This window comes from Streptomyces sp. NPDC042259, assembly GCF_055582085.1.
In genome coordinates this window covers 253,198-265,841 of sequence record NZ_JBVJDW010000003.1, presented here as the reverse complement: position 1 = coordinate 265,841, position 12,644 = coordinate 253,198, and the positions used below count along the sequence as shown (strand labels likewise).

At 71.9% G+C, this 12,644-nt stretch carries 12 protein-coding genes and 1 pseudogene; 9 read left to right on the top strand and 4 right to left on the bottom strand.

Going from position 1 to position 12,644, the window contains the following annotated elements; genetic code table 11:
- Nucleotides 1-134: 134 nt before the first annotated feature.
- Complete coding sequence (locus tag ACZ6MA_RS10235; RefSeq protein WP_469433164.1) at nt 135-419, bottom strand: hypothetical protein; 285 nt, start codon at nt 417-419, stop codon at nt 135-137.
- Nucleotides 420-925: 506 nt separating this feature from the next.
- On the opposite strand from ACZ6MA_RS10235, the pseudogene ACZ6MA_RS10230 reads away from it, so the two are divergent.
- The 4 genes and pseudogenes from ACZ6MA_RS10230 to ACZ6MA_RS10215 form a co-directional block, all read left to right on the top strand.
- A pseudogene (locus ACZ6MA_RS10230) lies at nt 926-1,879 on the top strand (alpha/beta fold hydrolase); the annotation flags it as partial.
- The gene (locus tag ACZ6MA_RS10225; protein ID WP_469433135.1) at nt 1,856-2,629 is read left to right on the top strand and encodes a carboxymuconolactone decarboxylase family protein; all 774 of its coding nucleotides are present in this window, start codon (nt 1,856-1,858) and stop codon (nt 2,627-2,629) included. The pseudogene ACZ6MA_RS10230 and the gene ACZ6MA_RS10225, both read left to right, overlap by 24 nt.
- Nucleotides 2,630-2,689: 60 nt before the next feature.
- A complete protein-coding gene (locus ACZ6MA_RS10220) occupies nt 2,690-3,334 on the top strand; it encodes an MBL fold metallo-hydrolase (RefSeq protein ID WP_469432611.1) in 645 nt (214 codons plus the stop codon).
- A gap of 73 nt (nt 3,335-3,407) precedes the next feature.
- Entirely contained in the window at nt 3,408-4,187 is a 780-nt protein-coding gene (locus ACZ6MA_RS10215) for an exodeoxyribonuclease III (RefSeq protein WP_469432610.1), read from the top strand.
- Between the two features lie 35 nt (nt 4,188-4,222).
- Here the strand turns inward: ACZ6MA_RS10215 and ACZ6MA_RS10210 are convergent, their stop codons facing one another.
- A complete protein-coding gene (locus tag ACZ6MA_RS10210) occupies nt 4,223-5,992 on the bottom strand; it encodes an SGNH/GDSL hydrolase family protein (protein WP_469433134.1) in 1,770 nt (589 codons plus the stop codon).
- A gap of 250 nt (nt 5,993-6,242) precedes the next feature.
- Here ACZ6MA_RS10210 and ACZ6MA_RS10205 point away from each other — a divergent pair, with 250 nt between their 5' ends.
- Nucleotides 6,243-6,683, top strand: a complete 441-nt coding sequence (locus tag ACZ6MA_RS10205) for a DUF6278 family protein (RefSeq protein WP_469432608.1) — start codon at nt 6,243-6,245, stop codon at nt 6,681-6,683.
- A 42-nt stretch (nt 6,684-6,725) separates the two neighbouring features.
- On the opposite strand, the gene ACZ6MA_RS10200 is transcribed toward ACZ6MA_RS10205, so the two are convergent.
- Nucleotides 6,726-7,472 carry a GntR family transcriptional regulator gene (locus ACZ6MA_RS10200; RefSeq protein WP_469432607.1) on the bottom strand — a complete coding sequence of 249 codons (747 nt, stop codon included), beginning with the start codon at nt 7,470-7,472 and terminating at the stop codon, nt 6,726-6,728.
- Between the two features lie 195 nt (nt 7,473-7,667).
- On the opposite strand from ACZ6MA_RS10200, the gene ACZ6MA_RS10195 reads away from it, so the two are divergent.
- From ACZ6MA_RS10195 to ACZ6MA_RS10180, 4 genes are read left to right on the top strand one after another with little or no spacing between them, the layout of a single operon-like run.
- Nucleotides 7,668-8,411 (top strand): amino acid ABC transporter ATP-binding protein, encoded by a 744-nt coding sequence (locus ACZ6MA_RS10195; protein WP_469432605.1) that lies wholly within the window; start codon nt 7,668-7,670, stop codon nt 8,409-8,411.
- An 18-nt stretch (nt 8,412-8,429) separates the two neighbouring features.
- Nucleotides 8,430-9,374: a glutamate ABC transporter substrate-binding protein gene (locus tag ACZ6MA_RS10190; protein WP_469432603.1), complete on the top strand. Its 945-nt coding sequence runs from the start codon at nt 8,430-8,432 to the stop codon at nt 9,372-9,374.
- Nucleotides 9,375-9,431: 57 nt separating this feature from the next.
- Nucleotides 9,432-10,076 (top strand): amino acid ABC transporter permease, encoded by a 645-nt coding sequence (locus ACZ6MA_RS10185; protein WP_469432602.1) that lies wholly within the window; start codon nt 9,432-9,434, stop codon nt 10,074-10,076.
- Entirely contained in the window at nt 10,073-10,936 is an 864-nt protein-coding gene (locus ACZ6MA_RS10180) for an amino acid ABC transporter permease (protein ID WP_469432599.1), read from the top strand. The genes ACZ6MA_RS10185 and ACZ6MA_RS10180 overlap by 4 nt, the downstream gene beginning before the upstream one ends.
- A 20-nt stretch (nt 10,937-10,956) precedes the next feature.
- Here ACZ6MA_RS10180 and ACZ6MA_RS10175 read toward each other — a convergent pair whose 3' ends face one another.
- Nucleotides 10,957-12,552, bottom strand: coding sequence for a CocE/NonD family hydrolase (locus ACZ6MA_RS10175; RefSeq protein WP_469432597.1), 1,596 nt, complete (start codon nt 12,550-12,552; stop codon nt 10,957-10,959).
- Nucleotides 12,553-12,644: the final 92 nt, after the last annotated feature.

Here is a 12,644-nt window from a genome sequence, read left to right as displayed (position 1 = left end):
CCTCAGCACCGACAAGATCGGCAACCATGTGCTCCCGGCGGCGCCCGCCGGACGAAACGCCGTGGACAGCCGCCCGCCCCGCCTGCGTCGGCCCCGAGCGGCGTGGCCGCCCCGTTCCCGCCCGGGGGAGTCGCTCAGATCGGACCGAGCGGGCCGGCGTCCAGGCGCGGTTCGACCACACCACGCACGACCAGCCATTGGGTCAGCTCTTCAAGCCGGAGAAGTGGGACCTGGCCGCCCCATGGCGGCCAGTCCAGGCCGCCGCCGCTGTGGTGTGTCAATTCACCCAATACCGTTCCCAGTTCGCCCCGAACCGTGAAGGTCACATCTCCCCAACACATGCAGTCGAAGGGGCTGGCCGACAAATCGACTTCCAAAAGGCCGGCCAGCTCGGCGATCTCACCGAAGCCCCCCACCATGACCGACCGCTCGCTCCCTCGCGGCCACCGAGGGGAGACCTCGATGGAACGGGCAGCCGCCCACAAGGCATCGACCCGCCGCAGCCCGAATGACCTCACGTGCCTCTCCTGCCTTGGTCCTACTCCTCGCCAGGAGGATATGGCGTAGAAAACAGGGCTCGGCTCGGCCACTCGCGTATCGCTGAGATCGGCGGCCCGTGTCGTGCCGCCCTCGGCTCACCGTGAGTATGGCGGGCGAACGCGTGGATGAACTCGGCGCCGCGCTGAGCGGTCGGCAGCTCCGGGTGCGGGCCTACAAGGTCAGGGACGAAACCGGCCTTCGCCGGGTCCGTCTGTACGATGCTCGGGCGTCGTGCTGCTTGCCACGTGGGCCGGGCACACGAACGTGAAGACGACCAAGAAGTGGTACGTGAAACCGGACGTGGCGGACCTGCTTCCAGCAGCGGAGGCATGGGGAGGTCTCGCGGGGGCGTGTGACAGATCGTGACAGATGAAGGTGTGAACCCGTGAGCGAGACGAAGATCGAAACGCTGCAATACCGCTGTGACGGGCCGGAAGACGCCCCGGTTCTCGTCCTTGGCCCCGCCCTCGGTACCACCTGGCACATGTGGGACCGGCAGGTCCCGGAGCTTGCCCGGCAGTGGCGGGTGGTGCGGTTCGACCTTCCGGGACACGGCGGCGCCCCCGCCCGGCCGCTCGGCTCCGTCGGTGACCTCACCGACCGGCTGCTGGCCACCCTCGACGGACTCGGCATCGACCACTTCGGCTTCGCGGGCTGCTCCATCGGCGGCGCGGTCGGCGCCGATCTCGCCCTGCGCCACCCCGAGCGCCTCGCCGCGCTCGCCCTCGTCGCCGCCTCCGCCCGGTTCGGCACCGCCGAGTCCTGGCGGCAGCGCGGTGACGTGGTCCGCACGAACGGGCTCGACCCCATCGCGCGGTCCGCGCCCGAGGCGTGGTTCACCCCCGCGTTCGTGGCCGCCCAGCCCGCCATCGTGGAGTGGGCCGTCCAGATGGTCCGCACCACGGATCCGCTCTGCTACATCGCCGCGTGCCAGGCACTGGCCGCCTTCGACATCCGTGACGACCTGGGCCGTACGGGCGTTCCCGCGCTGGTCCTCGTCGGGGCCGAGGACCAGGTCGCCCCGCCCGCCGACGCCCGGGTGCTGGTCGCCGGCATCCACGACGCGCGGCTCGCCGTCGTGCCGGCCGCCTCGCACCTGGCGCCGGTCGAGCAGCCCGCGGCCGTCACCGACTTGCTGGTCCGGCACTTCACGACGGCCTGGCAGACCGCCCCCGCTCCCGCCGCGAGCCCCGCACCGGCGGGGCCTGCCGGGCCCGTGACGTCCGCCCCTGCCGGACCCCAGACACCCGCCCCGGCCGGGCCCCTGACGCCCGCCCCGGCCGGGCCCCTGACGCCCGCAGCAGGCCCGCCCCCGATGCCGCAGCCCGCTGCCGAGCCGCCGGTCACGCCGTCGCCGGTCGCGGCCCCGGGCCCGAAGGCCGCCGTCCCGGGCCCCGCCCGGGACGCGAGCCCCTTCGCGGCACCCGCGTCCGCCGCACCCGCGTCCGCCGCACCCGCCGTCTCCGCCCCGCCGTCGGTGCCGGCCCCGTCAGCCACCGTTGCCGCGGTGGCCGGCCATCCGCCGACCGACACGGGCGACAACCCGTACGCCACCCCGGCGGAGTCCAACCCCTACACCACGCCCGCCGCGACCCCGGCCGCCACCCCGGCTCCCGCCGACGCGTCGGCCGTCCCCCCGGCCCCCACCGTCACACCCGCCCCCGCCGCCGGCCAGGCACCGGCCGCCGGCCAGGCCCCGGCGGACGCCGACACACACGCGACCGGCGTCCGGGTGCGCCGTGAGGTGCTCGGCGAGGAGGGCGAGGGCCACACCGCACCGGAAGGCTTCCGTGCCGAGTACGACGACTTCGTCACCCGCGTGGCGTGGGGCGGTACATGGGCGCGCCCCGGGCTCGACCGGCGTACCCGCTTCCTCGTCACCCTGACCGCCCTCACCGCGGGTGGCCACCTCGACGAGCTGGCCCTGTACCTGCGGGCCGCCCTGCGGGACGGTGTCACCCCGGACGAGATAAAGGAAACGTTCCTGCACGCCGCCCTCTACTGCGGGCTCCCGGCGGCCAACGCCGCCTTCGCGGTGGCCGAAAGCATCGTCGCCGAGCGGCCCGGCGAGCCCGGGCAGCCCCGGTAACGGCGGGAAACCCGGGCTCGGGGCGGAGCGGGACGGGGCGCGAGGAGCAAGATGGGTGCCATGAAGCTGACCAAGAAGAGCCACGCCTGCGTCCGGCTGGAGAAGGACGGCCGCACGCTCGTCATCGACCCGGGTGCCTTCAGCGAGGAGGACGCGGCCCTCGGCGCGGACGCGGTCCTCGTCACCCACGAGCACCCCGACCACTTCGACGAGAACCGGCTGCGGGCGGGCCTGGAGGCCAATCCGGGTGCCGAGCTGTGGACGCTGCGCAGCGTCGCGGAGCAGGTCTCGGCGGCCTTCCCCGGCCGGGTGCACGTCGTCGGCGAGGGGGACACCTTCACCGCCGCCGGCTTCGATGTCGAGGTCCACGGCCAGCTGCACGCCGTGATCCACCCCGACATCCCGCGCATCACCAACGTCGGCTATCTCGTGGACGGTGCCGTCTTCCACCCGGGTGACGCGCTGACCCTGCCCGGGCGGCCGGTGGACACGCTGATGCTGCCGGTCATGGCGCCCTGGAACAAGGTCTCCGAGGTCATCGACTACGTCCGGGAGGTCGGGGCGAGGCGCGCGATCGACATCCACGACGCCCTGCTCACCGATCTCGCCCGGCCCGTCTACGACCGGATGCTGGGCCCGGCCGGGCCGGGCGTGGCGGGGACGGACCACTCCCGGCTGGCGCCCGGCGAGACCGTGGAACTCTGACCGCCGCCGGCCCGGGGCCGACAGTCACCGCCACCGGCCGGTGACTGTCGGCCCCGGCCGTTAGGGTTGGCCCATGCGCATCGCCACCTGGAACGTGAACTCGATCACCGCCCGTCTCCCGAGGCTGCTGGCCTGGCTGGAGAGCAGTGGCACGGACGTGCTGTGCGTGCAGGAGACCAAGTGCACCGCCGAGCAGTTCCCGACCGAGGCGCTCCGCGAGCTCGGCTACGAGTCCGCGGTCCACGCCACCGGGCGGTGGAACGGGGTGGCGCTGATCTCCCGGGTCGGTCTGGACGGTGTGGTCATGGGCCTGCCCGGCGGGCCCGACTACGAGGGCACGCAGGAGCCCCGGGCGATCTCGGCGGACTGCGGGGGCGCCCGCGTCTGGTCGGTCTACGTGCCGAACGGCCGCGAGGTCGGCCACGACCACTACTCCTACAAGCTCCGCTGGCTGGAGGCCTTGCGGGACGCGGTCGCGGCCGACGCGGCGGCGGACCGGCCGTTCGCCGTCCTCGGTGACTACAACATCGCGCCGACCGACGAGGACGTCTTCGACCCGGCCGTTTTCGAGGGCGCCACGCACGTCACCCCGGCCGAGCGTGCCGCGCTCGCGGCCCTGCGCGACACCGGCCTGTCCGATGTCGTCCCCCGCCCGCTGAAGTACGACCGCCCCTACACCTACTGGGACTACCGCCAGCTGTGCTTCCCGAAGAACCGGGGCATGCGCATCGACCTGGTCTACGGCAACGCCCCCTTCGCCGGCGCTGTCAAGGACGCCTACGTCGACCGCGAGGAGCGCAAGGGCAAGGGCGCCTCGGACCACGCCCCGGTCGTCGTCGACCTGGACGTGTGAGTCCGGGCGCCCTCGCCCCGCGCCGGGCCGGTCCGTCAGGCCAGGGCGCGCAGATCGACGGAGTCGGCGAACACCTTCATCCCCGCGTCGTTGGGGTGCAGATGGTCGCCGCTGTCGTAGGCGGGCAGCATCCGGTCCGGTTGGCGCGGGTCGCGGATCGCGGCGTCGAAGTCGAGGACCGCGTCGTAGCCGCCGCCGTTGGAGCGTACGTGCGCGTTGACGGCGGTGCGCCGGGCCTCGGCCTCCGGGGTGCAGTCGTAGAAGCCGCCGCAGGGGGCGATGGTCGACACCACCACCCGCATCCCGCGCGCGTGGGCGCGTTGCGCGATGGACCGCAGCCCCGCGATCACCTGATCGGCGGACGTGCCGGAGCGGATGTCGTTGACACCCTCGAAGACGATCACCGTCCGGGCGGCCGTCTGCGACAGTACGTCGCGCTCCAGCCGGTGCACGGCGCTGACCCCGCTGCTGATGGTGCTGGTCCCGTTGCCCGGGTAGCGGTCGCCCACCACGCGGTTGCCGGAGATGCCGTGGTTGAGCACCCCGAACCGGGGCACCTCGCGCTGCTCCCGGAGCCGTCGCGCGAGCTGGTCGGGCCAGCGCCGGTTGGCGTCCGCCGTGGAGTTGCCGCCGTCGGTGATCGAGTCGCCGAACGCCACCACCGAGCCCGGCCCGCCGGAGACGTCCACGCCCGTGAGCAACGGCCAGCCGGTGAGCTGCTGCCCGTACGCGCCCGCACCGCGCTCGCCCGTGCGGTCCCCGCTGCCGTCGCCGCTCAGATACGAAACCTGGTTGCTGTAACTGTGCACGGGCACGGCCCGTACCGTCCCCGGCAGATGGATACTCACCAGCAGATTCGTGCCCGGCGGCACCCGGAAGCCCAGGGGATCGCTGAACTGGTGGGCTCCCGCCGGTACTTCGGCCCCCGCCCGGCCCCCGAAGGCCAGTGCCCGGGGCCGGCCGGCCGCCGCCGCGCCCTTGCCCTGGACCGCCACGCTCGCGTGCCCGATCCGCACCGGCGTCGAGGCGAAGGTGTTCTCCAGCCGGATCCGGGTCCGGGGCCCGCCCGCGCTGCTGTGCACGACCAGCCGTAGCGTCCGGTCGGTCCACGGGCCCACCGCGATGTACCCGGAGGTGGACGCCGCCCAACTGCCGGTCCACCCGTTCGTGGGGATGTGCGGCGCCACCGAGAAGACATGCAGATCGGCGGCCGGCCCGGGGTCCTTCGGCAGGACGACGGAGGCGATCTCCCGGCCGCGTGCCACGGGCACGGTCACCGCGTACAGCCGTGCGGTCTCGGCGCGTTGGCCGCCCGGGGTGTTGACATGGGGCAGTGCGACGGCCTTGGTGGTGAGCGGGCCGCCGCGCCAGTCCGGGGCGGTGAGCGTGTAGGTACCGCGGGAGCCGTCGCGGTAGCGCACCGTCCCGGTGCCGGTCACGTCGCCGCCCGGCCCGGCCTTGCCGCTGCCCGCGACGAGGAAGGTGAGGGCGTCGCCCCGGCCGTCCAGCCGCACGCTCTGCCCGGCGGCCCGTACGTTGTCCGGCCGGCCGGCGGGGGAGGCGGGCCAGCGCAGCCGGGCCGTGTCGATCGTGAGCGCCCGCCCGGGCGTCCAGCCCGCGGCGCGCAGGTCCTGGGCGGAGAGCGAGTTGCCCGCCCCGTCGAAATCCGCACTGCCGGGGCGGGAGTTGTCGCTGATGGCCGTGTTGTCGAAGAGCCGCTCCAGGGGGAGCGGCTCTCGGGCCTGTCGTGGGGTGTCGGCGAGCGCGGGGGTGGTCGCGGCGGCCACGGCGCAGACCGCTCCCATCGCGACGATCGCGCTCGTCGTCCACCGTCTGTGCCGGTCGTGCCGTCTGCCGTGCCGATGGCCGCTGTGAACGTCCCCGCCGAGCCGCGATGATCGGAGCATGCGTGTCATGCCTCCCAGCGTTCCCCGCACTGTATGTGGCGGGATGAAGCTAGGGAGACGTATGGGTAACGTCAAGGAGGCCAACCGGCCACGTCGCGCACCGCGCGCCGGTGGTGCGGCCATCCGAACGAATGCGATCCTGGCCGGTATGAACATTCCCTTCTTGGACAGCTGGCGCAAGCGGCACGGGCCCGCGCACGGCGTGGCGCTGCCGGGCGAGGCCGACCGGGACCCGGAGGGGCTGGCCGAGCTGCTGTCGGAGTGCGAACTGCTGCGCGCGCACGCGCAGTCGGCGGGCGTCGCGCTCGACGACGCACCGTCGTCCCTGGAGGAGCTCGACCAGTTGCAGCCGCGGTGGCGTGACGATCCGGAACTCCTGCCCTGGCTCGGCAACGACGCGGGGCTGTATCTGGGGACGGTCATCGTCCGTACCGTCTCGGGCGCGGGGTGGCGGATCTGGCCCAACGGGCAGCCGGTGGTCCGGCTCGCCAACGGCCGGGAGATCGACGTGGTCGAGGCGGGCCAGGCGTGGGCGGCGGACGGCGCGCCGGAGCTGTCGCAGCTCTACGCCGAGCTGTCGGAGCACTGACGCACCCGCCCGGGGCGTACGGCCCGCCCCGCCCCCGCCTGTTCAGCTAATGAACGGAATGTCGTACTCCAGCCGCCAGCGGTCGGCGCGCACCACGATGTCGGAGGTCTCCACGGCCCGGTCGTCGCCGTCGAAGTGGGTGCGCTCGACGACGGTGACGCAACTGCCGGCCGCGCAGCCGAGCGCCTCGGCCTCGGGCGTGGTCGCCGGTCGTGAGCCGACGAGTTCCCGCGCCCGTACGACGCGGACGCCGATGGCCGCGAGCCTGCCGCGCACCCCGCGCCGGGCGTAGGGCCCCCGCTCGGGGTGGGCGACGTCGGTGCCCTCGGTGATGGTGAGCGGCTCCCAGCTGGTGGCGAGCTGGACCGGGTGCCGGTTGGCCAGGTACTCGTACTGGGTGCACAGCACCGGCTCTCCCGGCCCGATGCCCAGCCGCGCGGCGATCGGCTCCGGGGCGGCGGTCTCGCTGGAGGAAGCCTCCCAGGTCAGCGCGGTGCCGTGGGCGGTGATCCGGGCGGCGAAGGGGGAGTCGACCGCGCCGGTCGAGCGGAGCAGGGAGCCCAGCGGCGCCCGGTCGGTGACGAACACGCCCCGCCCGAACTGCCCTTCCGCGTAGCCGGCGGCCTTCAGCACGCGCACCGCGCGGTCCACCGTCTGATCGCTGGCCGCGTAGGTCCGCTTGAGCTCGGAGCGGGAGGGTATGCGGTCGCCCACGGCGAGGGTGCCTTCGTCGATGCGCTGCCGCAGATCGTCCGCGATGCGCTGGTAGACGGGCCTGCTGTCGCCCACACCGGGCTCCTTCCCCCACTGATCCCCCAGTCGGCCCCCACAGGCTAGGTACCCAGGCTTCATCTGTGTACCTAGGGCAAATGGCGGTTAATGCGGCCCGAATCCCCGTATGTGTGCGTGTCTCCAGTGAAGTCCCGTATTGAGATGGATAGTTTGCGTCGACTGCGAGACAGCTGAGAGTGGGTGGGGCTGGGTATGGCCGTCGATCCGTTGATCGAGCTGCGTGACGTCAATAAGCACTATGGAAAACTGCATGTTTTGCGGGACATCAACCTCACGGTCGGCCGGGGGGAGGTGGTGGTGGTCATCGGCCCCTCCGGCTCCGGCAAGTCCACCCTGTGCCGGGCCGTCAACCGGCTGGAGCCCGTCGAGTCCGGCACCATCCTGCTCGACGGACAGCCCCTGCCCGAGGAGGGGCGGGCTCTCGCCAAGCTCCGCGCCGAGGTCGGCATGGTCTTCCAGTCCTTCAATCTCTTCGCCCACAAGACCGTGCTCGCCAACGTCTCCCTCGCCCCGCTCAAGGTCCGCAAGCGCGGCAAGGAGGAGGCCGACAAGCGCTCGCGGGAACTCCTGGAACGGGTCGGCCTGCTCGACCAGGCCGACAAATACCCCGCTCAGCTCTCCGGCGGCCAGCAGCAGCGCGTCGCGATCGCCCGCGCCCTCGCCATGGACCCCAAGGCCCTCCTCTTCGACGAGCCGACCTCGGCCCTGGACCCGGAGATGATCAACGAGGTGCTGGAGGTCATGCGGCAGCTCGCGGCGGAGGGCATGACGATGGTCGTCGTCACCCACGAGATGGGATTCGCCCGCTCCGCCGCCAACCGCGTCGTCTTCATGGCCGACGGCCGCATCGTGGAGGACCGCACCCCCGAGGAGTTCTTCACCGCCCCCGAGAGCGAGCGGGCCAAGGACTTCCTCTCCAAGATCCTCAAGCACTGAGCGGGGGGTACCGTGCACATGAGACGCAACGGCACGCGGCGGCGTGACCTCGGGCGTACCCGCCGGTGCGCCGCGGCCCTGGCGCTCGCCGGCCTGGCCCTGCTGGCCGCCGCCTGCGGCAAGGAGGGCAGCCCGCCCGTCAAGGGCCCGCAGCCCGACCAGCTCCCCGTCTACCACGTCGCCACCGGCTTCCGGCTGCCCGGCTCTCCCACCTGGCGGAAGGCGAAGAGCCGCGGCCACCTCGTCGTCGGCGCCAAGGAGGACCAGCCCTACCTGGGCGAGAAGGACCCCGCCACCGGCGTCTACTCCGGCTTCGACGTCGAGATCGCCCGGATGATGTCCGCCTCGCTCGGCTTCGACCCCAAGACCGTCACCTTCCGCACCATCGCCTCCGCCAACCGCGAGACCGCCCTCCAAAACGGCCAGATCGACTACTACGTCGGCACGTACACCATCAACGACCTGCGCAAACGTCAGGTCGGCTTCGCCGGGCCGTACTACATCGCCGGACAGTCGCTGCTCGTCCGGGCCAAGGACACCGACATCGACGGCCCCCGGGACCTGGCCGGCAAGAAGGTCTGCTCGGCCGCCGGCTCCACCCCGCTGCAACGCATCGAACGCGAGTACCCCAAGGCCGTGGCCGTCGCCTACGACACATACTCGATCTGCGTGGACAACCTGCTCAGCCTCCAGGTGGACGCCGTCACCACCGACGACACCATCCTGATGGGCTACGCCGCCAAGGTCCCCACCGAACTGAAAGTGGCCGGGAAGCCGTTCTCCAAGGAGCCCTACGGCATCGGCGTCCCCCGCGGCGACAACGCCCTGCGCTTCGCCCTCGACGACGCGCTCGTGGCGCACGAGAAGAACGGCGACTGGAAGAAGGCGTACGACGCGACCCTCGGTCTGTCCGGCGTGCCCGCCCCACCGCCGCCGCCCGTCGACCGCTACCCCGCCGGCTGAGGACTCCTGAATGCAGCACACACGGCTTGCCCGGCACGAGACCGGTAGGTCCCCTCGATGAACGTACTCACTGACAACTTCTCCCTCTACGGCAAAGGGCTGCTCGGCACCGTCGAGCTGACCGTCTACGCCTCGCTGCTCGCGCTGGTCCTCGGCTTCGTGACGGCCTCCTTCCGGGTGGCGCCCGTCGGCTCGCTGCGCGTCTTCGGCACGGTATGGGTGAACGTGCTGCGCAACACCCCGCTCACCCTGCTCTTCTTCGCCGTGCTGCTCGGCCTGCCGCGCTTCGGCGTCGTGCTGCCCTTCCAGCTCTTCGCGGTCCTCGCCCTCGGCTGCTACACCTCGGCCTTCATCTGCGAGGCGGTGCGCTCCGGCATCAACACCGTGCCCACCGGGCAGGGCGAGGCGGCCCGCAGCCTCGGCATGACCTTCACCCAGACACTCGGTGACGTCGTCCTGCCCCAGGCCTTCCGGTCCGTCATCCCGCCCATCGGCTCGACACTGATCGCGCTCGCCAAGAACTCGGCGATCGCCGGCTCGTTCAGCGTCACCGAACTCCTCGGCACCTACAAACCGCTCAACGAGATGGGCTACAGCATCATCTGGTCCTTCATCTGGATCGCCGTCGGCTATCTCATCGTGACCCTGACCATCAGCGCGGTCTTCAACGTGCTGGAGAAGCGCTGGGGAGTCGCCCGATGACCAGTACCGCGTTGTACGACGTCCCCGGCCCCGTGACCCGGCGCCGGCACCTCGTCTACGGCCTGGTCTCGACCGCCGTGATCATCGGGCTGCTCGGCTGGATCCTCTACCTCCTCTTCGACACCGACCAGTTCACCGCCGCGAAATGGCGGCCCTTCGAGTACGAGGGCATCCAGGAACTGCTGCTGCGCGGCCTCGGCAACACCTTGAAGGCCTTCGCGTACGCCGCGGTCCTCTCCCTCGCCCTCGGCGGGGTGCTCGCCTGCGGACGGCTCTCGGCCCACCGGCCGCTGCGCTGGGCCGCCACCGTCCTCGTGGAGTTCTTCCGGGCCATGCCGGTGCTGGTGATGATCTTCTTCATCTTCGTCGCGCTCAAGGTCCAGCCGCTGCCCGCCCTCGTCACCGGGCTGACCCTCTACAACGGGTCCGTGCTCGCGGAGGTCTTCCGCACGGGCGTGCACTCCGTCGAGCGCGGCCAGCGGGAGGCGGCGTACTCGCTGGGCATGTACAAGACGCAGGTGATGTCCTACGTCCTGGTGCCGCAGGCGCTGCGCGCGATGCTGCCGACCATCATCAGCCAGCTCGTCGTCGCCCTGAAGGACACCTCGCTCGGCTTCCTCATCACCTACGAGGAGTTCCTGCACGCCGGCAAGCTCATCGCGGGCAACCTCAACTACGATCTGCCGTTCATCCCCGTCGTCCTGATCATCTCCCCGATCTACATCGGGATGTGCATGCTCCTGTCCTGGTTCGCCACCTGGGTCTCCAAGCGGCAGAAGCACAACCCCAAGACCGAGGCGGTCGAGGTGGCCGACGCCGAGCCCGGCACGTTGTTGCCGGGCGGCGGCCCGCAGGGGTAGACCCGGCCCCCCGGTCCCGGTTACTCGCGGACGGGGATCGACAGCTCGGACGGGTCGTTCTCGGGGGAGGAGAAGCCCAGCCGCGCGCCGTCCGGGTTGTGCTCGATGTAGAGCGGGTCCACGGTGTCGACCACCAGCGCGAGCCGGTGGCCGGCCGGGACGTCGTAGGAGGTCGCGAGCAGCCGCAGATCGACACCGAAGGGGCGGCCCGGGGCCTTGTCGTGGAAGGTGTACGGGGCGTGGCTGACCAGCTTGCCCACCCCCAGCGGGCCCACGTCGTAGAGGTAGGCGACCACCGTGCCGCTCTCCTTGTCGCTCGTGAGCGTGGTGTGCAGCCGCGCGCTGCCCCGTACGCGCTGCGCCGCGGCGTAGCGGTCGGACTGCCACACGGCGGCGAACGACCGCGGCAGCAGCGGCACCGAGACCACCGGCGGCAGCTTCAGGAACTGGTCGAGGACGTTGGACAGCAGGGCGGTGCCGCCGTTCGCGCCCGAGTCGACGCCCGCCCGGATGCTTCTGCCGCCCGCCAGCGGCAGGGTGCGCCGCGTGCGCTCCACCGCCGCCCAGTCGGGATACGACTCGTAGCCCCCGCCGGTACGGGACTTCAGCTGGACGGGCTGTTCGCGGTCGATGCCGTTGGCCGTGCCCTTGAGGTGGTGGTCGAACCAGCGGTGGGCATTGGCCCAGACGTCGTTGGGCAGCCCGAGCAGCCCGGTGGCCTCGGCGGTGGCGTGGTCGCCGGGGCGCAGCTCCAGCCGCTTGGGGCCGGTGAGCCGCTCGTAGAACTTCGCGTACTGATCGGGCGGGAAGACCGTGTCGCCCCAGGCGTTGCCCAGCATGATGGCCGCGCCGTTGGCGTTGATGTCCTTGAGATAGGTGGCGGGGGAGCGCTTGGCACCCCACGCGAGCATCTCCTTCTCCTTGTCCAGGTTCGAGCCGAGGAAGTCCTTCAGGATCCCCTGCAGCTCCTCGCCGGGCCGCCCGGTCAGCTTGCCCAGCCCGCCGAGCAGTTCGGCGGCCTGACGGTGCTGGGTGCGGTCACCGTAGATCGCCTCGATGAGGTCCGCCCAGCCGCTCATCGCGACCACGGCCTTGATCCGCTTGTCGAAGCCGGAAGCCAGCAGGCTGATGCCCGCCCCGTAGGAGATCCCGGCCATACCGATCCGCTCCGGGTCGGCGGGGGTGTGGGCGAGCGCCCAGTCGATGACCTTCGAGGCATCGGCGATGTCCGGCGGCCCGGCCGTCTCGATCTTCCCGCCGGAGAGCCAGAAGCCGCGCGAGGTGTAACTGACCACCACATAGCCGGAGTCGGCGAGCGCTCTGGCCTGGACGAGGTATTCGAGCTGCGGCATGGCCCAGCTGGTGGGCAGCACGATCACCGGGTAGCGGCGCGAGCCGTCGGCGTCGCGCGGGGTGAAGACGTTGCCCTTGAGGGTGATGCCGCCGGAGCCGGGGATGTCGGTGAACCGGACGTCCGCGGCCCCCGCCCGCTGCGCCACGGCGGCGGGCCCGCGCTGCGGGGCGGCGAGCGCGGGCCCGAGGGAGGTGACGCTGAGCAGCGCGGCGCAGGCGGCGCCGACGGCCGTGGTGCGCAGAACCTGTCGAGGGTGTCGCACGGGGCACTCCTGACGTCGGTGCCGTGCGGGGTGGGGTACGGCACGCCGATGCAAAGTGACCCGACGGTAACCTCGTTTGTTTACCCGGGGTA

Coding starts and splice junctions, on each gene's coding strand:
- ACZ6MA_RS10235 (WP_469433164.1), bottom strand. CDS start 419: ATGGTGGGGGGCTTCGGTGAGATCGCCGAGCTGGCCGGCCTTTTGGAA.
- ACZ6MA_RS10225 (WP_469433135.1), top strand. CDS start 1,856: ATGCCGCAGCCCGCTGCCGAGCCGCCGGTCACGCCGTCGCCGGTCGCG.
- ACZ6MA_RS10220 (WP_469432611.1), top strand. CDS start 2,690: ATGAAGCTGACCAAGAAGAGCCACGCCTGCGTCCGGCTGGAGAAGGAC.
- ACZ6MA_RS10215 (WP_469432610.1), top strand. CDS start 3,408: ATGCGCATCGCCACCTGGAACGTGAACTCGATCACCGCCCGTCTCCCG.
- ACZ6MA_RS10210 (WP_469433134.1), bottom strand. CDS start 5,992: ATGGGAGCGGTCTGCGCCGTGGCCGCCGCGACCACCCCCGCGCTCGCC.
- ACZ6MA_RS10205 (WP_469432608.1), top strand. CDS start 6,243: ATGAACATTCCCTTCTTGGACAGCTGGCGCAAGCGGCACGGGCCCGCG.
- ACZ6MA_RS10195 (WP_469432605.1), top strand. CDS start 7,668: ATGGCCGTCGATCCGTTGATCGAGCTGCGTGACGTCAATAAGCACTAT.
- ACZ6MA_RS10190 (WP_469432603.1), top strand. CDS start 8,430: ATGAGACGCAACGGCACGCGGCGGCGTGACCTCGGGCGTACCCGCCGG.
- ACZ6MA_RS10185 (WP_469432602.1), top strand. CDS start 9,432: ATGAACGTACTCACTGACAACTTCTCCCTCTACGGCAAAGGGCTGCTC.
- ACZ6MA_RS10180 (WP_469432599.1), top strand. CDS start 10,073: ATGACCAGTACCGCGTTGTACGACGTCCCCGGCCCCGTGACCCGGCGC.